Here is a 22,409-nt window from a genome sequence, read left to right as displayed (position 1 = left end):
ACAATGATGGATATTTATGTATTACTAAAAAAGACGTTTGATACCGAAGAAAAAATAAATATATCCCAGGGTCATATTGAAGATGACGGTGCCGAGTTCATTATTAACCCATATGATGAATATGCTGTTGAAGAAGCTATTAAGCAGCGTGATGAACATGGAGGGGAGGTTACTGTTGTTACAGTTGGTGATGAAGATTCCGAGAAACAATTGCGCACTGCTTTAGCAATGGGGGCAGATAAAGCAGTACTTATCAATACGGAAGACGATTTAGAAGAAGGAGATCAATATACAACTGCTAAGATTTTGGAAGCTTTCTTTGCTGATAAGAAAGTGGATTTAATTCTTGCTGGAAATGTAGCAATTGATGAAGCAAGTGGACAGGTAGGACCTCGGCTTGCAGAGGCTTTACGTATTCCTTATGTGACAACGATTACAAATTTAAAGATTGCTGGAGAAACTGTGACCATTGAAAAGGATGTAGAAGGGGATGTGGAGATTGTAGAAACTTCACTTCCGCTTTTAGTAACGTGTCAACAAGGCTTAAATGAGCCACGCTATCCTTCATTACCGGGGATTATGAAAGCGAAAAAGAAACCATTAGAGGAATTGGAAATAGATGATCTTGATTTAGATGAAGATGATGTGGAAGCAAAGACAAAAACGGTTGACGTCTTTTTACCGCCTGAAAAAGAAGCGGGTAAAATGCTTGAGGGGGATCCACAACAACAGGTGCAAGAACTTGTTTCTTTATTAAAAAATGAAGCAAAGGTACTGTAATATTTTTGACAGGGAGGAGTAATCGACGTGAACGATAAATATTTAGTAATTGGGGAAATGAAAGACGGAGCATTACGGAATGTATCTTTTGAAGCGGTTGCAGCTGCCAAAAAGATTAATCCGGTTGCTGAGATAGTAGGAGTTATTTGCGGGGACGGTGAACTTAGTTCTTTAGGAGAGGAAATGGTTCACTACGGTGCAGATCGTGTGATTACGGTAGCACATGAAAATTTAAAAAATTATACCTCCGAAGGCTATGGGCAAGCAGTTATGGCAGTTATTAAGGAAGAATCGCCGAATGGTATTGTCATGGGTCACACTGCAATTGGTAAAGACCTTACACCAAAGCTGGCTGCTAAGCTCGAAACAGGTTTAATCTCAGATGCAGTAGACATAGAAGCAAATGAGGATCGTCCTCGGTTTATTCGGCCGATTTATTCAGGGAAAGCGTTTGAACGCAAGGTTATTACTGAAGGTCTAACCTTTTTTACGATTCGTCCAAATAATATACCGGCTTTAGAAAAAGATGAATCAAGATCTGGTGATGTAACAGCTAAAAGTGTAGATATTACCGATATCCGTACCATTATTAAAGATGTCGTACGGAAAGCTTCCGAGGGCGTTGATCTTTCAGAAGCTAATGTGATTGTTGCTGGTGGAAGAGGAGTAAAAAGCGCAGATGGTTTTAAACCATTGTATGAGTTGGCAGAAGTGTTAGGCGGAGCTGTCGGCGCATCTCGTGGGGCATGTGACGCTGAATATTGTGATTATTCTTTGCAAATTGGTCAGACTGGAAAAGTGGTTACACCTGACTTATATATAGCAGTAGGTATATCTGGAGCTATTCAGCATCTTGCCGGTATGTCGAACTCAAAAGTTATTGTAGCGATCAATAAAGATCCGGAGGCAACGATTTTTAATATTGCCGACTATGGTATTGTAGGCGATTTATTCGAAATAATTCCATTATTAATCGAAGAGTTTAAAAAGGTAACGGTGTAAAAAAGCGTCCTGTTTTAAATGATGGAGAGCGGTCACATTCCCTCTCCGTTTATTACATATAAGGGTGTTATTATGGGAGCAAATGCTAACGAATTGATTTTTTTATTTGTGAGATGATATAGTAGAGCAAAATATTAGGAAGCATAGGAAAACGATGATATACTCATCAATAAGCATGATAGCTTTTAAGAGGAGGAATTAATCAATGGCAATTATAAATGCAACGGATCAAACTTTTGCTAAAGAAACAGCAGAAGGCTTGGTATTAGTAGATTTTTGGGCACCCTGGTGTGGACCTTGTAAAATGATTGCACCTGTTTTAGAAGAAATTGATGGTGAAATGTCAGATAAAGTGCAAATTGTGAAGTTGGATGTTGATGAAAATCAAGAAACAGCCGGAAAGTTTGGAGTTATGAGTATTCCAACACTGCTATTATTTAAAGACGGTCAAGTAGTTGATCAAGTTATTGGTTTTCAGCCAAAAGAAGCACTAGTTGATCTAATTAACAAACATGCTTAAAAAAATGCTATACTAGAAGTATGATTTAAAATCCCTTGTTGCTTCATGTAACAAGGGATTTTCTAAAGGTGTAGAATCGAAGTACATGCTAAAGGAATGGGGAAGTAATGAATCAGAAAATAAAAGATAAGCTAGCAGTACTTCCTGCTAAGCCTGGATGTTATATTATGAAAGACAAACATGAAACAGTAATCTATGTAGGGAAGTCGAAGGTTTTAAAAAATCGTGTTCGCTCTTATTTTACCGGTGCCCATGATCGTAAAACACAACGTTTAGTACAAGAAATTGACAGTTTTGAGTATATTGTAACGTCTTCTGAAATCGAGGCGCTTATTTTAGAAATGAATTTAATTAAAAAATATGACCCTAAATATAATGTCATGCTGAAAGATGATAAATCATATCCATATTTAAAAATTACATCTGAACGGCATCCGAGATTATTAATTACGAGAAGGGTGAAAAAGGATAAAGGAAAATATTTTGGACCTTATCCCAATGTTATTGCTGCTAGAGAAACGAAAAAACTTCTGGATCGCCTTTATCCATTGAGAAAATGTAATAATCCCCCAGGTAGACCGTGTCTTTATTATCATATGAAACAATGTTATGCTTGCAGTGAGCATCCGCCAACGAAAGAAGAGTATGCAGCGATTGTACAGAATGTCACTTCTTTCTTGCAGGGTGGCTACAAAACTATAAAAAAAGCATTAATAAAGAAAATGCATCAAGCAAGTGAAGAATTAAATTTTGAACGAGCAAAGGAACTGCGAGATCAAATACAGCATATTGAATCAGTGATGGAACAGCAAAAAGTATCGTTAAATGATCGGACTGATCGCGATATTTTTGCTTATAGTTATGATAAGGGTTGGATGTGCATTCAAGTATTTTTCATTAGACAAGGAAAGCTGATTGAAAGAGATGTATCTATCTTTCCTTTTTTCGATGAAGCTGAAGAAACGTTTATCAGTTACATTGGGAGATTTTACCTGCATCAAAATCATCTAAAACCAAAACAAATTCTTGTTCCGGTTGGGACGAACGTTGATTTATTAAAAGATTTATTAGAAGTTGATGTTCATACTCCATTTCGGGGCAGGAAGAAAGAGTTGGTTGAACTAGCAAAAGAAAATGCTCGGATCTCATTACATGAAAAGTTTTCTATCATTGAGAGGGATGAAGAAAGAACAATTGTTGCTGTCGAGAAGTTAGGCGAAATATTAAATATTGAAACCCCCCATCGAATCGAGGCTTTTGATAATTCGAATATTCAAGGGACTGACCCAGTTTCTGCTATGGTGGTGTTCATTGATGGTAAGCCGGATAAAAAAGAATACCGAAAATATAAGATTCGTAATGTTGATGGTCCTGATGACTATGAAACAATGCGTGAAGTAATTCGACGAAGGTATACAAGAGTGCTGCAAGATAAGCTTCCTTTACCTGACTTAATTATTGTCGATGGAGGTAAGGGTCAGATGAGTGTTGCCTTGGATGTTTTGGAAAATGAATTAGGACTTGATATTCCATTATGCGGTCTAGCTAAAGATGATAAGCATAGGACAAGTGAGTTATTATATGGCTCTCCACCTAAAGTGGTTGATTTAGATCGTAAATCGAATGAATTCTATTTAGTTCAGAGAATTCAGGATGAAGTACATCGGTTTGCAATATCTTTTCACCGGCAATTACGTGGAAAAAATATAGTTCAGTCTGAATTGGATAAAATACCAGGTGTTGGTCCGAAACGAAGAAAGCTATTATTAACCCACTTTAAAACGATCAACGAGATCAAAGAAGCCGATTTGGATGATTTTACTCGACTTGGTATTCCAAAAAACATAGCAACAGGTATTAAAGATTATTTAAATCAAACTCCATTAGAAAAGCAGTAGTTCTCTAATCCAATTAGTAAACTACTGCTTCATCTATTCATTATGAAAATAAGTTAGTAGGAAATATAGCTGCATCTATTAAGAAAATATTACTTTAAATTCTACTTGATGAATTCGTGAGTGAATGGATTCTATGCATTCACATTCCCTCTTTTGAATTTGCTGTAAAGATTCAGCTAAAAACCCGGCCTCCAAACGAAAATCGGCAGGGAAAGGGGCTTTCAACCGCTGTACAACAGAATCAGCCATTAATTGGAACGTCATCTCTTTCTTTTTTAGTTTCACTAATTCAAGATTTCCCCATCCTAAATGTGCAAAGATATGTACAATATCCTCCGTTGTTTCTTTGTGAAACTTTCTTGCCAGTTTTCTTCCCATAAAATATAAGAGAGTATGAGATTCCTTTCCCAGTAACTCTGGTAGGCCTACATAGCGTAAAATATCATAGCCAGCACCTGCTGTATGTAAATTTTCTAATTCTTTAACGGATATTGATGTATCCTGTTTATAAGTCATGAATGTCATCCTCTCTAATTCTCTAAAAAATCATTTCAGTTAGGCAAAAACTCATCTTACATTATCTATCATTACGCATGCTCTTGCAAAGAAAAATGGGCGAGCACAAGCCCCTCGCAGGTGATGACCTGCTAGTTATACTTCTATGCCAAGCAATATTTTTTTATAATACCAAAGAACTTCTACGCAAAATTTTATCCTTTCTTTACGTGCAAGTAAACAACTAATTTACTACATATTAGTTTACCATATATGAATAAAGCTGCTAAACTATGTTTTTGAACCTGAGGACTAGTATGTTCTCGTATCTGAAGAGTATGATTTTACCCACATTTTTAGTCACTCCTAAAAACTATTGCTTAATATATCTCATCATCCAACATAAAAGTTATGTTTTTATTCGTTGTCATACTTTCACCAACTAAATGAAAATAAATAGTTGAAATAGAGCATCTAATAGAATAAAAGTTATGCTTTATCCCGCATGTAAGGTGCCGTAAACCTCCCCCATCAAAATCTTGAGTTGGTACAAAAGGGTCTAAGTGGGAGAGAACGGCACCTAAATGCCCGATTCGTTCAACTAACATTTCTTGGGAAAGGCATTCCAAGAAATGAAGTTTCACTTTATTTAACACTATTTATCTTGTAATTAGCGAAGATTTTTATACAGTATAAATGATTTGAAAAGTACTCTTTAATGGGAATTTTGTACTAAATTTAGAAATAAACGTCTATAGGTACCGTTTTCTTGACGCTTCCATCTGTAAGAAGTACAATAAACATGTCGCAATTGTACTAATGTCAACTCGCTGTACTTTCCTTTTTTGAGAGGCGTAGGGTTGACTACTAAATACGTACAACAATTTGATGCTTATTACAGATCAAACTAAAGGGGGGAACACATTGACAGAACATCGTGAGTTTTTAACTAGAAGACTTCACTCGTTGTTAGGCGTACTTCCAATTGGGGTATTTTTGATTCAACACTTAGTGGTGAATCATTTTGCTGTTTACGGCGAAGAAAACTTCAACAAAGCAGCGGATTTTATGCATAATCTACCATTTCGCACACTCTTAGAAATAGTAGTTATTTTCTTGCCTATCTTGTTTCATGCTATTTTAGGAGTTTATATTGTTTTTGTAGCACGAAACAATACGAGAAATTATGGTTTTTTCCGTAATTGGATGTTCTTATTACAACGCGTAACGGGTATTATTACGTTTGTCTTTATTGTATGGCATGTATGGGAGACTAGAATACAATTGTGGTCTGAGGGTGCAGACTATAGTCTCATGGAAGGAATTCTTTCCAATCCGTTTATGTTTTGGTTTTATATTGTTGGTGTTTTATCTACTATTTTTCATTTTGCAAATGGGCTATGGAGCTTCTGCGTTACTTGGGGGATTACGCAAACACCAAAGTCGCAAAAAGTTGTTACATACGCAACATTGATCGTCTTTTTAGCCTTAAGCTATGTCGGTGTAAGGACATTAATCACATTTGCATACGGTGTTTAATTTAAAGGAACAGGGAGTGAGTGACAGTGATGAGTAATCGAAAAGTTGCTGTAGTCGGCGGAGGTTTGGCTGGCTTAATGGCAACGATAAAAGCAGCAGAAGCAGGCGTTAGTGTCGATCTTTTTTCTATTGTTCCCGTAAAGCGCTCTCACTCAGTATGTGCTCAAGGTGGAATTAACGGTGCAGTCAATACGAAAGGGGAAGGTGATTCTCCTTGGCTTCACTTTGACGATACTGTTTATGGCGGTGACTTCTTAGCGAATCAGCAACCGGTAAAAGCGATGTGTGATGCAGCACCTGGGATCATTCACATGTTTGATCGCATGGGTGTTATGTTTAACCGTACACCGGAGGGTCTACTTGATTTCCGCCGTTTTGGTGGAACCCAAATGCACCGAACAGCATATGCAGGAGCGACTACAGGGCAGCAATTACTTTATGCAGTTGATGAACAAGTTCGTCGTTTTGAAGTAGAAGGACTTGTTACAAAATATGAAAACTGGGAATTCGTACGGGCGATTATTGATGAAGAGGGTGTTGGAAGAGGAATTGTTGCGCAAGATGTAAAAACACATGAAATAAAAGCATTTCCTTCTGACGCTACTATTTTTGCTACTGGCGGACCAGGAATAATTTTCGGTAAATCTACGAACTCCATGATTAATACTGGTTCAGCAGCAAGTAAACTGTATCAACAAGGTGTAAAATATGCGAATGGTGAATTTATTCAAATTCATCCTACCGCTATACCAGGTGATGATAAGTTACGATTAATGAGTGAGTCTGCCCGTGGAGAAGGCGGCAGAATATGGACATATAAAGATGGAGAACCATGGTATTTCCTAGAAGAAAAATACCCAGCTTACGGTAATCTGGTACCACGTGATATTGCTACACGAGAAATATTTGATGTTTGTGTAAACCAAAAGCTAGGTATTAATGGAGAGAATATGGTTTATCTTGATCTATCACATAAGGACCCTAAAGAGCTTGATATTAAGCTCGGTGGAATTATTGAGATTTATGAGAAATTTGTTGGTGAAGATCCGCGAAAAGTACCGATGAAGATATTCCCTGCAGTGCATTATTCCATGGGCGGACTATGGGTAGACATCAATCAGATGACAAATGTTCCAGGAATATTTGCAGCAGGTGAATGTGACTATTCTATGCATGGCGCTAACCGATTAGGTGCTAACTCTTTATTATCTGCTATATATGGAGGAGCAGTTGCCGGACCAAGTGCAATCAAGTATATTGAAGGATTAGATAAACATGTAGATGATCTGTCATCCAGCTTATTCGAAGAAAATGTGAAGGTTGAACAGGATAACTTTGAAAAATTAATGAAGATGGATGGCGACGAAAACGCTTATCAAATTCATAAAGAGCTTGGAGAATGGATGACTGATAATGTAACCGTTGTTCGTGAAAACAAAAAACTATTAGAAACAGATGAGAAAATCCAAGAATTGATGGAGCGCTTTGAGAATATTAATATTAATGACACATCACGGTGGAGCAACCAAGGAGTAATGTTTACCCGTCAACTGAAGAATATGCTTCAGCTAGCCCGTGTTGTAACACTAGGTGCCTACCACCGAGATGAAAGTCGTGGAGCTCATTACAAACCAGAGTTTCCAGATCGTAATGACGAAGACTGGTTGAAAACAACGATCGCTGAATTTGATCTCGAAAAAAATTCACCTAAATTTTCCTATGAGGACGTTGATGTTTCTCTGATTAAGCCACGTAAGCGTGATTATACGAAGAAAAGTGAAGGGGGAGTAAGTAAAAATGGCTGAGAATAAGACAGTTACGTTTATCATTACTCGACAAGACAGTCCAGATTCTGCCCCCTATCAAGAGACATTTCAAGTTCCATATCGGCCAAATATGAATGTTATTTCTGCATTAATGGAAATTCGTAAAAATCCAGTGAATGCAAATGGGGAGAAAACAACACCAGTTCAATGGGATATGAACTGTTTAGAAGAAGTTTGCGGTGCTTGTTCTATGGTTATCAATGGCGTGGCTCGACAGTCGTGTGCGGCACTTGTAGATAAACTAGACCAACCAGTTCGCTTAGAGCCCATGTCAACATTTCCGGTAGTCCGGGACTTAATTGTTGACAGGGAGCGCATGTTTGATGCATTAAAACAAGTTAAAGCTTGGATTCCGATTGACGGTACACATGATTTGGGGCCTGGTCCACGTATGCCGGAAAAGAAACGTCAATGGGCTTATGAATTATCTAAATGTATGACTTGTGGGGTTTGTTTAGAAGCTTGTCCAAACGTTAATGATAAGTCTAATTTTATTGGTCCGGCTGCTATATCCCAAGCTCGTTTATTTAATGCACATCCAACCGGTACCATGAACGCCAGCGAACGGTTAAATGGTCTAATGGAAGATGGCGGTATAGACGGTTGCGGTAATTCACAAAACTGTGTGCAAGTATGTCCGAAAGGTATTCCTTTAACTACTTCCATTGCAGCCATGAACCGGGCAACAAATATTCAAGCGTTTAAAAACTTTTTTGGAAGTGATAGCGCACTTTAATATCATTACACAACGAGCCCCTGCCAAAAGCGGCCGGGGCCGTTCTTTTACACATGGTGAAAGTTTTATAAGTAAGTCCATGTTTCAAAGTTTATTATATGTGGGTGGGAAATTGCTTAGCCTTAGGTATGTGTTAGACTTGTTGTTTATCAACAAGTATTATATAAATAATGAAGATTGAATGTTCAGTTTGTTTTGGGTAAGTAAACTGTTTAGATGTTCAGGTTACCAAAGTAGTCTAATAGGAGTGGGAGGTACTCATGAGAATTTCATACATAGAGGATGTAGATAAATGGCGTTCAACATTTACGTTTTTCATTCCAATAAAGGTTCGTTTTTCAGAAACAGATTTATTTGGTCATATGAATAATACTGCTTCATTTATCTACTTTGAACAAGCACGAATCGAATATTTAAAGTTACTAGGCTTATTTAATAGTTCAGGTGAAATAGAAGCTATTCCGGTAGTTTCTGATTTACAATGTAACTATTTAAAACAGGTATATTTTGATCAAACACTTCATGTTTATGTAAAAGCTCAGCATGTAGGAAATACATCAGCAGATATTCACTACATGGTTTTAGATGACAAACAGGAAATCGCACTGACTGGACGCGGCAGACTAGTATACATTCATGTCCAGACAGGTAAGCCAGTGCCGCTAGAAGAATCAATGAAGGAAGCTCTTCTACATCAATAAGAGGAAGCAGCTCATATTAAAGTTATAATGAGTGGATTTTTCAATATACCGAAATTTAATATTTTGCGAAAAAAAAGTGTTATACAACATGTACTAGAATTTTAATTGGCTTTAGTGTCATTTTAATCACCATCTCTAATTATTTATTTATATGAAAGTGTTGTTTTTCCAAATCTATTTAGGCCAATCAATACAAGAAAATCGCATCGCTTTGTTGTGTTACTAGCTTACTCCTAACGCTTACATTTACTATTTTTGCCGGCTTGATTATCTGGTGTGTGGTTTACAAAGGTATGGAGTTTTCTGGCGATTGCAAATAGCACAAATCCGGGGTGTATATAAAGATGAGGCCTTCTTAAGTTAAAGCTTTAGAAGGTAAAAACGTTTCCATCACGTTTTTCATCCTTTCTAGAGTCTTTAATGATTTCTCCCAACTGTAAAATTACAGCTTCTAATTTTTCTAATTTTTTTTCAAAGCGAATAAACAAATAAATAGTAATAGCAATGGGAAATCCAAAGTTACCTAAAATCATAATCCACTGTGGCATTTCAACTACTGCCATTTACATCAACCATTCTCTTGTAAAAAATTATAGATGCTTTTAAGCGCCCTCTTATGCAATTTTGAAATTGCTTGTTGTGACTTGCCTAATATTGCACCAATTTCAGTATCAGACAGCCGTGTTACATAAGCTAAATCAATGACCTCTTTTTGCTTATCGGTGAGTTTTTCAATCGCTTTAACTAAAGTGGGATCAACAATGTAATCTCTAATGTCTGAACTTTGTAGAATGCTATCTACTTCTATTTCAGAATAAGGATCTTCTATTAAATCTTTAAAAGAGAGTTCTTGTTCAACGCCTAATAGCTTATCAAGGGTTAATTGATAACGATTTTGCGTTTTGCGATGTCGTTTATCATAGTTGATTGCATTGAAATACAATGTTGAAGAAATGAAGGCTGTAAATCTAATGCTGACATAATATTTTTTAAATTCATCGTAAGAGATAGTCTCCAAAAATAATTGGTTATATTTCTTATGGCTTAAAAACGACTTTATCACATTGTGTTCTAGGAATTTCTGGTTCTCGTCTATAGACTTATTAACTTTTTTCTCACATACCCCTTCGAATGATTGGCTTATGATAGCTTCCACCTCCTATGTTTTAGATGTAGGCTCTATCTACGACCCCCGAAAAAGAGCAGTTAGGATATTACTGTGTTCACACGTTTTGAGGATTTTGTTTAAAATATTTTTCTTTTTTTCTGGAAAGTTTCTTTTGTCTCTTTATATTAGTTTCACAACATAAATATATTAAATTAAGTTCTCGGTTTACTTGTTTCAAAGAAATCCCCCCTTACTATATTTATTTCTCCACTGTGTATAGAAAAATATACATGCTCTTTATTAATAAAGTGCTTTTTCAATTCTAGGAAACAACCTTTTTTATAAAAAAACAAAAAAACTTTTGTAGTCACTATCTAATCGGCTACAAAGTTATTGTATATTCTTGTGTTTAATATGTATTTTGCAAGTAAAAACTATAAAAATAAACATGATATAAATAAAACAAATTTTAATATTAAATCTTGAAAATTTGTATTTGTTTTGATATTAAATAGTTTTTGGGTAGAAAACTTTTGTAATTTTGAATATTTCCAAGTAGATTTTTCGAATTAAAATGTGTTGTTGGAATGAAAGATGTAGGATCAAACATGCGATCGTATAAATGTAAAATTATGTGAAAAGTAGTTAAAGGTTTAAATAATATATTATTTTCATGGTATAATTTACATAAAATATAATAGAAAAAGGTTGTGAAAAAATTGTTGGATTTGAGAGCGTTGACAAATAATACAAATTATAATTACATTACTTTGAATGGAGTTAAAGGTACACAGTTTAAAAAAGATGTTATGTCTATTCAATGTACTGTCAATGATGTCTTAAAGTTTTTACAAATCGATTCAAATGTGCAACGTGAGCTTGATGAAAATAAAGTTGCTAGTATAGGACAGTACATCCAATATGGGCTGGATGGAAACGATATTTATTTTTCTCCGCTAATATTTTCGGCTAGAGGAAAAGGAGAATTTAACTATAGTACTAATGAATTTAACTTAAGCATGAATGATAGATTAGTCATTTTAGATGGGCAGCATAGAGTTAAAGCGTTTGAGTATTTGAAAAAAAGAATGGAATCAAATAATCTAATTAATACTGATAAATATAATTCATTATTAAATTTTCCTCTAACACTACAAGTATTCATGAATTTAACCATAGATGAGGAGAGACAGCTTTTTACAGATATTAATACGAAGTTATCCCAAGTGAATAACACTCTAATTATTATGTATAAAAAAGATGACTTAAATGGAGAATTAGTGAAAGAGGTTATTAGCTCATTACCTGAAGATTCAATTGAGTGTCGAGCAAAGGCTACTAGAACAAAATTAATGACCGCATCTACTTTATATTCCGTATCTAAGGTTCTGAATTATGGTGTATATGAACGTAAAGCATTAACAAATCTGAATAAAGATAATTATAATGATTGGAAGTCAAGAACGGAAGAATTTATTACATTATTAAAGAAATATTCTCCAATTGATGCTTACGATAGAGACAAGTACATAATTTTCAGTTCAAATATTATAGTAGCTATTGCTAAGTTTGTATACGATGCATTAGAAAAATATCCTAATAGTTCTATGGAGGAATTATTTAGAACTGTCATTGTCAACGTGGATTGGAGCCATAAAAATGAGGAATTTAAACAACTATCTGCAAAATATAATAAGAAAACGAAAAAATATAACTTTGGTACAATTGGTAGAACTGTGAAAGACTTTTCAAGATTCTTGATAAATAAATACGAAAAAATGGGTGGTATTGTATAATGGCTATTATAAATGCAATAGGTAATATAGCTGCACTTGGTACTAACTACAATAAGGGAATGATGACCACACAACTTCAGATTAAAGATTTATTGCAAATTTATACTATTGATAGGGAAGTAAATAGAGATTTAGGGTATCATCGCCTTCCAAAATTAGTTATTTTGAGGCCATTGATTCTTTTGTAGGAATTTTTCTACCAGCTATAGTTCTTTCATACCCTGGCGATCCAAATGAATGGTATGATAAAAGTTCGAAGTGCTTAAAGCTAAGTTCCAATAATAAGCTTGTAGTCATAGATGGACAGCACAGAATAAAGGGTTTAGAAAAATTTTTAGATAAAAAGTCTATTAGTAAAGATAAGAGGGAAAAGATATATAATAGCTATATTACTGTACAAATTTACTTTGGCTTATCAAAGGACGACGAAAGGAAGCTATTTACAGATATAAATACTAATGCTAAAAGAGTTTCCCGGTCATTAATAACCAGATATGATACAAGAGATATTTTAAATGTTTTTACCAAAGAATTATATTACAGCTGTGATGCCTTACAGTTAGCAGGTGTAGAATTTAATAAAAGTAGGATAGTTAGACCAAGTAATATAACTTTTATTACTAGCGTTAGGTTAAAAAACTTTATTAACTATGTTCTTTTCAAAAAAGCATACTCTAGTCAAAAAAATGAAATACAGATAAAAAATCAGTACGATGAATTATTTGCCTTTTTTGATAAATTATTCTCTGTTTTGTTTTTAACTTTACCTTCAGACCCTGGCGATGTAAGGAAGTATGTACTGGGACACGAGCAGATGCAAAATGCGATTGCACTTTATTTGCATGAAAGTATTATTTTAGAGTATGATAATGAAATTAAATGGCTTGAAACTTGGGAAGATGAAGTGGAACAACTTGGTTTAATAAATTGGTCACCTAAGAATCGTGATTGGAATCCATATACAATGCTTAATCGAAGGGGGACTAAGCAAGAATATACATCATTTATAGAAACAACAACAGAAGATTTATTTGAGTTATTAAAAAAGAAATTGAGTTAATATAGTATACTAGCTATATTTTTTATCTAGCTTGGTTTTTTCCTTTTTTAATTTATTCACACTTTTCCTTAACTTTTTCCGTACGTACTCTGGACAAATTTTAGCTGAAAAGAATGATAAATTATTAATATTAAACAAATATGGAAAACAAGCAATGGAAGCACGCTCTTTATAGATGAGAAGCGTGTTTTTTACACAAAATAAGGAGAATTATTTGATTGTTAAAAACCAAACAATTGTATAAAATATCTTTTTAGCGATAGTACAGAATCTTTACATGCCATTAAAACAATTTCTGATGAGGAAGCAATGTGTTCGAATGAAATGAACTGGGTAGAATTTATACGATGACCTTGAGAGACAAAAAAATGAATAGAAAGAAAGGGGAAAAGTAATTTCTGAATGGCATCGTGCCGAGAAAATTAAGGTATACCCAAATGTATGTAAGCGTCAAATAACCCACACCTATTTTATGATATGCTCCCCTTAAGGTAGACAGATTAAAAAATAAAAATCTGTTTTCCTTAAGGGGAGTTTTTGTATGTCCAAAAGATCTCATTCAAGTAAAAATATGAAGTAATAAAGGCTTATAAAAATGAGAATTATACAATGAATGAGTTATGTTCAAAGTATAAAATTAATAAATCAACTCTATATTGCTGGATTGAAAAATTTGAGAATGAAGGAATACGTGGTTTAGAAGAATCAAAAACATGGAAACCTTATTCTCAAGAATTAAAAGAAACAGCCGTAAGGGATTATCTTTCAGGTGAATATTCTTTACGTGAGGTTACAAGAAAAGCATGGTATATCTGATACAAAGTTCTCCGTAATGGATAAAGAAGTATAATAGTCATAGAGAATTAAAAGAGACGGGAAAAGGAGTTCGCTCTATGACTAAAGGAAGAAAAACGAAAACGAATTGGAAAGAACGGATTGAAATAGTACAGGACGCTTTATCCAAAAAAATTATCAAGAAACTGCGGAAACTCATAAAGTATCTTATTAACAAGTATATCAATGGGTGCGTAAATATGAAGCTGATGGATGGGACACTAAAGGATAGACGGGGTCGTTGTAAAAGTGTAAAAGAATTAACTCCAGAAGAAAAAATGAGTTAGAGATTCAGAGAATAGAAAAAGAGAATGAACGTTTACGTGCGGAGAATGCATTTCTAAAAAAGTTAGAGGAGATCGAAAGGAGGCGAAAATAAACCGAGTAAGGTTTGAAGCTAAATATATCGCAATAAAAGAATCACATGTAGAAGAAAGTATGTCCATTTCCCTTCTTTGTGAAATCGCTGGGGTCGCACGATCCTCCTACTATAAATGGTTAAGTGGAGGGAATTTATGGATACCGTCGAATGAAATTAATTATAGATAAGAAATTTGAAAGGAAATTAGGACACCAACTCAATCACAAAAGAATTTATCGATGAATGGACATCTCAAAATTGGAGTATGTCATACGTAAAAAGAAGAAGAGATATCAACGATCAGTCCCCCAACACGTTGCGGAGAATATTTTAAATCGTAATTTTCAAGCAGAACATCCGAATGAAAAGTGGGTAACGGATGTAACGGAATTTAAGTATGGTACTTGAAAAAAGGCCTATTTAAGTGCTATTCGTGACTTATATGATGGGGCTATTGTTAGCTATGTATTTGGACATAGAAACAATAATCGACTAGTTTTCAAAACATTAGATCAGGCAATAGCTACTTAAACGAAGAGGAACATCTACTTATTCATAGTGATCGATGATTTCAATATACTTCACATGGATTTAAACGTAGGATAGATAAGGCTGAGATGACACACAGTATGTCACGAGTTGGTAAATGTATGGATAACGAACCAATGGAATCTTTTTGGGGAACACTCAAAAGCGAAAAGTATTATTTACATAAGTATGAGACATTTGAGGAGCTATCTAAAGCGATGGATGAGTACATATATTTTTATAATTATGAAAGATATCAAGAACGATTAAACGGCCTCAGCCCTATAGAATATAGAACTAAAGCCGTTTAAATCATTTTTATTATTTCCACTGTCTACTTGACAGGGGGCAGTTCAAGGCTGTAATGGGTGGGTTATTTTTATTGTCAAAAGACAGTATAGCAACAAGAATGATCCCAAAAAATGATAAGAACCAAAGATACGAAAATCCAACGGGGAGTTTAAAGTTACTTGGAGAGGTTGGCAAGTGTTTTTTAATTTATGGTGGTGATTCTCAGCACTTACATAACGCCAAAAGGGTTTTTTCCGAAATGGAAACTTACTTATGAAAAAGAACAGGATGTTTATGTTTGTCCAACGTTAACTTTATTCCACTACAGCCAGAGATGAATACATACTTCTATTTCTAAAAATTGTACCCATCAGATAAAAAACCACCAATAAGTGATAATGATTCATGTGTGGAGCATAAAGAAAAGGTAAGGCATAATTCATTATCTAGGTACGGAAAACAACTTTAGAAATATAGGAAAAGAACCATAAAAACAAAAGTCTTTCATTATACAAACACGGCTTTCCATAGCGGAAAGCCGTGTTGATTTAGAGCTTTAATTCCCCCATGCGAAGGAGCTCTACAACAGCCTGTGAACGCCCCTTAACTCCTAACTTCTGCATAGCATTTGTCATGCGTACTAATTGCAAATATTAATGCACTATTAAATGTACTAATTAACCTTAGTTTTCCTTTCAACTTTGAAATGGATCAGGTAAATCGTTAGCTACCTTAAAGAATCAATTTTGGTTTTAATAAATGAGTAGATTTCATATTTCCAAAGCCCTTGTGTACCAGAAGTACCTCCCTAAATCTTGTATTAATTGACTAAAAAGACTGAGTAGTACTTCCCTTTTCTACATCTCAAACACATTTTTGCACGCAAGACTAAGAAGTATGAAGTTCATTCATTTATGAATAAATTAAAGATACAATTATTAAATAGCTAGATGTAATATGAAAAGCAATCTATTATCCATGTAGATAGCTTTTTTATTCAATCCTAAATACCGTTACAGAGTAGAAGAATTTGCTATCCAAAGTATTTTCTTTAAATAGAACACAGTCAATTTTAAACGCTTTGACATATTTTAAATGAATTCTATCATAACGTTGTCAAAGTGATACTCTCCCATCTTCTAAGCCTAACAACTTTCATAACTATTATTGTCAAAAAATTGGTAATTATTTAAGTTTCTATTTTTTCAAAATAAAAATTGTATTAATTTTTTTGATATGCTAATATCATTATATATTAGTAAATATTTACTATATTAGGATTAAATTGTAATAAAAACAGGTACTTTATTTGAAAAATTCAGTTAAATAGGAGCTGTAATAATGACTGCATGCAATAAACTTAGTAGAGAACCATATTCTTTAATTATTACCTCAGATCCTCAATATCCTTGGACGCCTGAGATGGATATTGGGAATTCAAATCAAAGTGAAAGTGAGAAAAAAAGAAAATCTGAAGAATTAATAAGAAGCCAATACCAAAGTATTAATTCTTATACTGACTCTATACCTAACTCATCTGTGATTATAAACGGAGACATGACCGCATTTGGACATTCTTGGCAGTGGAGCGAAATCAGTAAACTGCTAAAAATTTTAAAAAAACCGTACTATTATGGACTTGGCAATCATGATATTGAGAATAATATAAATGATTGTTATGCAAATGAATGTTTTGGCAGATCAATGGAGCATTTGATTAATTTTATTAATAGACTTAAATTACCAAGTTTTCAAGTTGATTTCAAACTATTACCAAGCAGTACAGTAACAGTAAAAAGTTATCGGGGAAGTTTTGCATATGCTATAGATTTTGGAGATATTTATTCTATACAGTTAAATAATTTTCCTACTATGAAAGTTAAAATTGCTAGCCCTTTTTCAGCTTATCCAAATATAGATATGGTTCCAAATCTTGATTGGTTGGAAAAGCAACTAGAATTTGCTAGGAGTCTCGGTAAAATTATTATTGTAAATGTTCATAAACCAAATGATTGGAGCAAATATGCGGAGCCGCAAGGGCCAAATCAACGATTTATAGATTTATTAAAACAATATAGTGTAACAGCAGTATTTTGCGGGCATTACCATTTAGAATGCGGAAAGCAACAACGGTACCAATCATATTTTGGCGACATACCTGTTTTTTTATCAGGTAGTGCCTCACAAAGTACCTATTTAATTGCAGAATATCATAAAGATACACTAGATGTTTATTCGATAAGAAGTAATAATTGGAACAACAAACGACTGGAGCAAAGCATTTGGATTGGTGATAAAAACCCCATAGGTCCTTATAAAATTGTAACTGCTTTAAATGATAGTAGTGTAATAGATTTAAATAAATCAGATGATAATAATGTTACTCTATGGAAGGATCATAGTGGAAATAATCAAAAATGGAAGTTTGAATATGATAATGAAAAAGAAGCATATCAAATAAGAAGCGTATCAGAAAACAACTTAGTGTTAGCATGGATTATTGATACTCTTGATTCAAGAAAGGTTTGGGCTCATCGTAATGAATATAAAGAAGAGCACTATTGGATTCTAGAAGAACAGGAAGACGGCTATTACATTATAAAAAATAAAAAAAATCCAAATTTCGTATTAGATGTAGATGGAGCTAAAACTGAAAATGGTACAAAAATTAAAGTAAATGAGCGGCACAATTCGTCAGAATGGGTTATTAAGGCGCAAAAATTTAAAATAATAAGATAAATTGAGTTAACAAAAATATTAATAAAGGAGGTGTTAGATTTGAAATTATTATAAAGAGTATTTAGAATACAGACAATTGAGTGGGTGTTCACTAAACTGTGCAAAAAAATTAATTGGAGTGGTATGCATGAATATAAATCAAAGCTCTAAAAATCTTTCAAATTTATCTACTGAAAGTAAAAATTTCAACAAGATTCAGAACATAGATAATACAAATAATAGAATTTTAAGTGCATGGGATTCTAAAGTTGGTTGGGAATTGAATAAAACAGGTAATTGCTCAAGGGAAGTAGATGTTGATTATACGGTCTTGAATGCACCAGATGAGAAAACTAATCCAAAACAACAATTTATATTTTATCTTACGGATGAGAGAAGATATTTTATTGCAAACAAAGGAAATGGTAGAGTTTTTGAACTTGTAAGTGATCCTAAAGATAATAAAGTAATTGTTTCTGCAGATTATGAAGCGAAAACTAATCAAATTTTTCAACTCATTTCAGAACCCGATGGAAATTCATTTCGATTAGCCACAAACTTAAACAACGAAAAATGGTTTATAAATAATTGTCATCACCATCCAGAATCCTATCAAAAGATAACCGCTGTAACTCAAAAACCACTAGACGATTTTAAAAATAAATATAAATTTATTGATAAAGATAAGGAAGAGATTAAACTTCCAGAGCTTACAGAAAGTCCTGAAAAACTAATTGACCCTCCAGAATTAAAGGGTCTTGATGATTTAGGCATCTCTCCATCCAAAGCACCAAGAGCGACTATTGGAAGTGCATTGATACCAGCAATTTTAGTAAAAGATAAGATTCCACTGTATGATTCCATTAAGGAGAGTCCATATTATATATTAAAATATCAGCAGTATTGGCATAAGGTATGGACAAGTCAACTAAGACCAGGGGAGCAAAATTATTATAAATTAACTACTGGGGTATCTGAAAAAACTCAACAAGATTTAAAAAATACATTAGATATATCTATAGGTTCCGATTGGTATTTGAGGTTTTATAAAAAATCACTTCCGTTTAATCAGTTAATCTGTCAAGCGCTAAATATGAAACGATCATCTCTAGTTGAGACTGATTTAGGTTTAACAGAAGAAGAAAAAGATCAAATTAATACTTCTAAATATACTCAGAGATATGTTATTTATAATCTAGTATATGAATTTGAACTAACTCGCATGGATGGAACAAAAATAAACACATGGGCTGCGTACAATAATAATAGTTTCTTGACAAAAAACTACGTACAAAGTTCATAAAAAGTGAGGAATATAGTAAATATGAATATTAATGTTAATAATAACGATATGAATGCTCGAATTGAACCTAATAATAATTCTACCTATCCAAATTCCAATAATTTAACTCAGGGTATGAAAGAGGACATTATCAAAATCTATAAAGATGTTATTGATAAAACTTATGTTACTGTCAATCCTTTTGGTTTTAAAGAAGAATTTGGAGCGGGTATTATTGTAGTAGGAACTATGTTGGGTGCTCTGTCAACATTTACAATTACCTCTGGTTTAATTATATCTTTTGGAACATTATTTTCTATCTATTGGCCAGAAGGAGAAAAAGATAAAACTGCATGGCGCCAATTTATGAAAATTGGAGAAGATGCTTTTCAAGAACAAATCACAAAGAATGTAAAAGAAGATGCCGAAGCAAAATTACATGGTCTTAGGCAAGTATTAGGTAGTTATGAAGAAGCATTTCAAAGTTGGAGGAAATTAAAGGAAAAACAGATTCTTGGAACACCCCCATCCAACGAGAATATACAGCAAGCTGCCTCTCTAGTTAAAATACGATTTGAAATTGCTCATAATAATTTATTGCAACATATGCCTGAATATCAGATTTCAGATTATAAAGTTGTGCTACTTCCCACCTATGCTCAAGCTGCCAATTTACATTTGAATTTGTTACAACAAGGTACCCAATTTGCTGATGAATGGAATAAAGACATGTCTCATTCGAGAATTAAAGATGAAACAATTGCTGGAACTTCTGATTATTATTATCAAAAATTAAAATTATATATAAAGGATTACATTAACTACTGTGTAAAAACTTACTATGAAGGTTTAAATGAACTTAAAAGTTCTAAAGATATTACGTGGGATATATATAATAATTATCGTTTCGAAATGACTCTTAATGTGTTAGACCTTATTACCTTATATCCTTTTTATGATTTAAAAAAATATCCTAAAGGGGTAGATTCAGAACTTACTAGGGAAATTTACACACCTCTAGATGGATTTTTTCAGGATACAGAACCACAAAAGGACGAAAATTTAGAAAAAATAGAATCTAAATTGACACGAAAGCCTGGTTTATTTACTTGGTTATCAGATTTGGTTTTTTATACCAAAAAGGGGACTTACGGAAATGAAGGAGATCGTTTATACCGTATTGATAATCAAATATCTTATACTAATGATGTATCAAGAAAATCTATTTATTATGGAGGTAAAGACTTGGATAGCTTAATACCTTCACGAATAAGATACAAAGATTTTATTTATAAGTTAATAGTTACAAGGGGATTTCAAAAGATAGTTATAGGAAAAGAATATAAGTTTTATAATTTAATACAACACATAGAGCTTAAAACAACGAATAATACCAATTTATTCTACAATGCTGGAACCTTAAATGATAAGGATTACAAAAAAGATTATGTGCTTGCAAATAGAGAAAATAATAATGAAATTACTAATGGAGAGAATTATAGTCACATACTATCTCAGTTTCCATTATATCTAGAGAGTTTGAATTATCAAAATTATGATTACTATGTATTTACATTAGGTTGGACACATTATAGTGTCGATCGTTACAATACGATAAATAACAAAGTATGCACTCAGATACCTGCTATAAAAGCCTATTCAAAAGGCACCAAATCTGAAGTGATACAAGGACCAGGTTTTACAGGGGGACATATAATAAATTTAAAAGATTCTTTTACCATACAGTGCAGAGTACTAAATGATACAGTAGAATATCAATTACGAATTATTTATGCTTCCAATGGTAATTGTAACGTAAATTTAGTAATTCCTGGGTTATCATCACAATCAAAATTTCTTGGGCCAACATACAAAAACGACGAAAATAGGGATTTATTTGAAAGCTATGTATGTGTTGAATTTCCAGAGAATATAAAATTATCGTCAAACCAATATACAGATATTACTTTTAATCGCCAAGATAATGGCGAATCACTATTGTATATTGATAAAATTGAGTTTCTTCCTATGTGAACCTCTCCATCAAATTGCTTATGCAATTTGATGGAGCTAGCTTTTCTTAAATACGTCACTAAATTTTTCTGATAGTTCCCATTGGAACAACAGCTAATTTTAGGATTAATAATATAGTAATTTTTTGTACTTAAATATCGAGAAATTTTAAGGCTTCATGCATTCTTCTTTCTTACCGATGCCTTTTCTCCTGCTGGAGTCTCCGTATATTCCCGGTTTTCAATCGCATTTATTGTTTGTCTTGATACATTACAAAGTTTAGCTACTTCTTCGTGAGATAACTTTACTGATTTTCTAAATTCTTTAATACGATTTCTCATTTTAACCACCATACTTCTTCTTGAAAAATAGTAGTGAGATTAAATATATAACTGAAATGGCTATAAGAGAGGAAAATGGATTAATACCCCCATAAGGACCATCTGTCCAAGTATTTATATAAATATTTCTAGCCATTTCAATTAACAACCAACTAATTACACCTATAAATGTAAGTGACTGTGCTTTCATTTTAATATAATTCTTTCTTTCATCCCCCAATTGTGCTATTGACACGAGTAATAGCAATTAGTAGCACAGCAACTCCTAATGCAGCAAAGAATACAATAAATGCTCAATTCATAGTATAACTTCTCCCTAAATTGTAAAAAGTATTTGATATTCCCAGTTTATCGGCAGTTACTTAAATGGCAAATACTTTCTAAAATTTATATAAAGTAAGTGCCTAAAGGCAACCTCTGTTAACAGGAAGGGTTGATGGTGTGCATTTGTCAATGGTAAGAGGAACGATAGTGAGCATTAAGGAATTGACAAATACCGCTGAACCCGAACCCTCTTGGTATTGAACAGAATCCTTTTTTTCCTGCCTACTGGCGAGGACAGGAAGTTTTGAAACCTGGG

At 33.5% G+C, this 22,409-nt stretch carries 19 protein-coding genes and 2 pseudogenes; 15 read left to right on the top strand and 6 right to left on the bottom strand.

Annotation, left to right across the window (positions count from 1 at the left end; translation table 11 throughout):
- The first annotated feature begins 6 nt into the window (after positions 1–6).
- The 4 genes from JNUCC74_RS11625 (at position 7) to uvrC (ending at position 4,200) form a co-directional block, all read left to right on the top strand.
- Entirely contained in the window at positions 7–780 is a 774-nt protein-coding gene (locus JNUCC74_RS11625) for an electron transfer flavoprotein subunit beta/FixA family protein (RefSeq protein ID WP_077321299.1), read from the top strand.
- A 27-nt stretch (positions 781–807) separates the two neighbouring features.
- On the top strand, positions 808–1,782 hold the full coding sequence (locus tag JNUCC74_RS11620) for an electron transfer flavoprotein subunit alpha/FixB family protein (RefSeq protein ID WP_454065473.1): 975 nt from the start codon (positions 808–810) through the stop codon (positions 1,780–1,782).
- Positions 1,783–1,987: 205 nt separating this feature from the next.
- Positions 1,988–2,302 carry a thioredoxin gene (trxA, locus tag JNUCC74_RS11615; protein WP_077321297.1) on the top strand — a complete coding sequence of 105 codons (315 nt, stop codon included), beginning with the start codon at positions 1,988–1,990 and terminating at the stop codon, positions 2,300–2,302.
- A 107-nt stretch (positions 2,303–2,409) separates the two neighbouring features.
- A complete protein-coding gene (gene uvrC / locus JNUCC74_RS11610) occupies positions 2,410–4,200 on the top strand; it encodes an excinuclease ABC subunit UvrC (RefSeq protein ID WP_454065472.1) in 1,791 nt (596 codons plus the stop codon).
- Positions 4,201–4,278: 78 nt separating this feature from the next.
- On the opposite strand, the gene JNUCC74_RS11605 is transcribed toward uvrC, so the two are convergent.
- Entirely contained in the window at positions 4,279–4,716 is a 438-nt protein-coding gene (locus tag JNUCC74_RS11605; RefSeq protein ID WP_077321295.1) for a DUF2507 domain-containing protein, read from the bottom strand.
- Positions 4,717–5,619: 903 nt separating this feature from the next.
- Here JNUCC74_RS11605 and JNUCC74_RS11600 point away from each other — a divergent pair.
- The 4 genes from JNUCC74_RS11600 to JNUCC74_RS11585 all read left to right on the top strand — a co-directional run bounded on the left by JNUCC74_RS11600 (position 5,620) and on the right by JNUCC74_RS11585 (position 9,497).
- A complete protein-coding gene (locus JNUCC74_RS11600) occupies positions 5,620–6,234 on the top strand; it encodes a succinate dehydrogenase cytochrome b558 subunit (RefSeq protein WP_216482329.1) in 615 nt (204 codons plus the stop codon).
- Between the two features lie 29 nt (positions 6,235–6,263).
- Entirely contained in the window at positions 6,264–8,039 is a 1,776-nt protein-coding gene (gene sdhA, locus JNUCC74_RS11595) for a succinate dehydrogenase flavoprotein subunit (RefSeq protein ID WP_077321553.1), read from the top strand.
- On the top strand, positions 8,032–8,796 hold the full coding sequence (gene sdhB / locus JNUCC74_RS11590; RefSeq protein WP_077321293.1) for a succinate dehydrogenase iron-sulfur subunit: 765 nt from the start codon (positions 8,032–8,034) through the stop codon (positions 8,794–8,796). The genes sdhA and sdhB overlap by 8 nt, the downstream gene beginning before the upstream one ends.
- A 260-nt stretch (positions 8,797–9,056) precedes the next feature.
- The gene (locus JNUCC74_RS11585; RefSeq protein ID WP_454065471.1) at positions 9,057–9,497 is read left to right on the top strand and encodes an acyl-CoA thioesterase; all 441 of its coding nucleotides are present in this window, start codon (positions 9,057–9,059) and stop codon (positions 9,495–9,497) included.
- Between the two features lie 368 nt (positions 9,498–9,865).
- On the opposite strand, the gene JNUCC74_RS11580 is transcribed toward JNUCC74_RS11585, so the two are convergent.
- Positions 9,866–10,060: a YvrJ family protein gene (locus JNUCC74_RS11580; protein ID WP_454065470.1), complete on the bottom strand. Its 195-nt coding sequence runs from the start codon at positions 10,058–10,060 to the stop codon at positions 9,866–9,868.
- Between the two features lie 5 nt (positions 10,061–10,065).
- On the bottom strand, positions 10,066–10,653 hold the full coding sequence (locus JNUCC74_RS11575) for a sigma-70 family RNA polymerase sigma factor (RefSeq protein ID WP_454065469.1): 588 nt from the start codon (positions 10,651–10,653) through the stop codon (positions 10,066–10,068).
- A gap of 689 nt (positions 10,654–11,342) precedes the next feature.
- On the opposite strand from JNUCC74_RS11575, the gene JNUCC74_RS11570 reads away from it, so the two are divergent.
- The 4 genes and pseudogenes from JNUCC74_RS11570 (at position 11,343) to JNUCC74_RS11555 (ending at position 15,495) form a co-directional block, all read left to right on the top strand.
- A complete protein-coding gene (locus tag JNUCC74_RS11570) occupies positions 11,343–12,401 on the top strand; it encodes a DNA sulfur modification protein DndB (RefSeq protein ID WP_454065468.1) in 1,059 nt (352 codons plus the stop codon).
- Positions 12,401–12,589, top strand: coding sequence for a hypothetical protein (locus JNUCC74_RS11565; RefSeq protein ID WP_454065467.1), 189 nt, complete (start codon positions 12,401–12,403; stop codon positions 12,587–12,589). Before JNUCC74_RS11570 ends, JNUCC74_RS11565 begins: the two co-directional genes overlap by 1 nt.
- The gene (locus JNUCC74_RS11560; protein WP_454067890.1) at positions 12,556–13,461 is read left to right on the top strand and encodes a DNA sulfur modification protein DndB; all 906 of its coding nucleotides are present in this window, start codon (positions 12,556–12,558) and stop codon (positions 13,459–13,461) included. Before JNUCC74_RS11565 ends, JNUCC74_RS11560 begins: the two co-directional genes overlap by 34 nt.
- A 579-nt stretch (positions 13,462–14,040) precedes the next feature.
- Positions 14,041–15,495, top strand: a pseudogene (locus JNUCC74_RS11555) (IS3 family transposase).
- 528 nt (positions 15,496–16,023) lie between these two features.
- On the opposite strand, the pseudogene JNUCC74_RS11550 reads toward JNUCC74_RS11555, so the two are convergent.
- Positions 16,024–16,110: pseudogene (locus JNUCC74_RS11550) on the bottom strand (helix-turn-helix transcriptional regulator); the annotation flags it as partial.
- A 706-nt stretch (positions 16,111–16,816) separates the two neighbouring features.
- Here JNUCC74_RS11550 and JNUCC74_RS11545 point away from each other — a divergent pair.
- The 3 genes from JNUCC74_RS11545 (at position 16,817) to JNUCC74_RS11535 (ending at position 21,509) form a co-directional block, all read left to right on the top strand.
- Positions 16,817–18,214 carry an RICIN domain-containing protein gene (locus tag JNUCC74_RS11545; RefSeq protein ID WP_454065466.1) on the top strand — a complete coding sequence of 466 codons (1,398 nt, stop codon included), beginning with the start codon at positions 16,817–16,819 and terminating at the stop codon, positions 18,212–18,214.
- Between the two features lie 127 nt (positions 18,215–18,341).
- A complete protein-coding gene (locus tag JNUCC74_RS11540) occupies positions 18,342–19,496 on the top strand; it encodes a hypothetical protein (protein ID WP_454065465.1) in 1,155 nt (384 codons plus the stop codon).
- A gap of 21 nt (positions 19,497–19,517) precedes the next feature.
- On the top strand, positions 19,518–21,509 hold the full coding sequence (locus JNUCC74_RS11535) for an insecticidal delta-endotoxin Cry8Ea1 family protein (protein WP_454065464.1): 1,992 nt from the start codon (positions 19,518–19,520) through the stop codon (positions 21,507–21,509).
- Between the two features lie 155 nt (positions 21,510–21,664).
- Here JNUCC74_RS11535 and JNUCC74_RS11530 read toward each other — a convergent pair whose 3' ends face one another.
- Positions 21,665–21,829: a helix-turn-helix transcriptional regulator gene (locus tag JNUCC74_RS11530; protein WP_454065463.1), complete on the bottom strand. Its 165-nt coding sequence runs from the start codon at positions 21,827–21,829 to the stop codon at positions 21,665–21,667.
- A gap of 1 nt (position 21,830) precedes the next feature.
- Positions 21,831–22,076: a hypothetical protein gene (locus tag JNUCC74_RS11525; RefSeq protein ID WP_454065462.1), complete on the bottom strand. Its 246-nt coding sequence runs from the start codon at positions 22,074–22,076 to the stop codon at positions 21,831–21,833.
- Positions 22,077–22,409: the final 333 nt, after the last annotated feature.

The organism is Cerasibacillus sp. JNUCC 74, assembly GCF_053667775.1.
This window is presented reverse-complemented; position numbering and strand designations above follow the sequence as displayed.

What these genes read in the sequence shown, in the direction of transcription:
- JNUCC74_RS11535 (WP_454065464.1), top strand. Translation starts at nt 19,518, where the DNA reads ATGAATATTAATGTTAATAATAACGATATGAATGCTCGAATTGAACCT.
- JNUCC74_RS11605 (WP_077321295.1), bottom strand. Translation starts at nt 4,716, where the DNA reads ATGACTTATAAACAGGATACATCAATATCCGTTAAAGAATTAGAAAAT.
- uvrC (WP_454065472.1), top strand. Translation starts at nt 2,410, where the DNA reads ATGAATCAGAAAATAAAAGATAAGCTAGCAGTACTTCCTGCTAAGCCT.
- JNUCC74_RS11585 (WP_454065471.1), top strand. Translation starts at nt 9,057, where the DNA reads ATGAGAATTTCATACATAGAGGATGTAGATAAATGGCGTTCAACATTT.
- sdhA (WP_077321553.1), top strand. Translation starts at nt 6,264, where the DNA reads ATGAGTAATCGAAAAGTTGCTGTAGTCGGCGGAGGTTTGGCTGGCTTA.
- JNUCC74_RS11625 (WP_077321299.1), top strand. Translation starts at nt 7, where the DNA reads ATGGATATTTATGTATTACTAAAAAAGACGTTTGATACCGAAGAAAAA.
- trxA (WP_077321297.1), top strand. Translation starts at nt 1,988, where the DNA reads ATGGCAATTATAAATGCAACGGATCAAACTTTTGCTAAAGAAACAGCA.
- sdhB (WP_077321293.1), top strand. Translation starts at nt 8,032, where the DNA reads ATGGCTGAGAATAAGACAGTTACGTTTATCATTACTCGACAAGACAGT.
- JNUCC74_RS11545 (WP_454065466.1), top strand. Translation starts at nt 16,817, where the DNA reads ATGACTGCATGCAATAAACTTAGTAGAGAACCATATTCTTTAATTATT.
- JNUCC74_RS11540 (WP_454065465.1), top strand. Translation starts at nt 18,342, where the DNA reads ATGAATATAAATCAAAGCTCTAAAAATCTTTCAAATTTATCTACTGAA.
- JNUCC74_RS11565 (WP_454065467.1), top strand. Translation starts at nt 12,401, where the DNA reads ATGGCTATTATAAATGCAATAGGTAATATAGCTGCACTTGGTACTAAC.
- JNUCC74_RS11530 (WP_454065463.1), bottom strand. Translation starts at nt 21,829, where the DNA reads ATGAGAAATCGTATTAAAGAATTTAGAAAATCAGTAAAGTTATCTCAC.
- JNUCC74_RS11580 (WP_454065470.1), bottom strand. Translation starts at nt 10,060, where the DNA reads ATGGCAGTAGTTGAAATGCCACAGTGGATTATGATTTTAGGTAACTTT.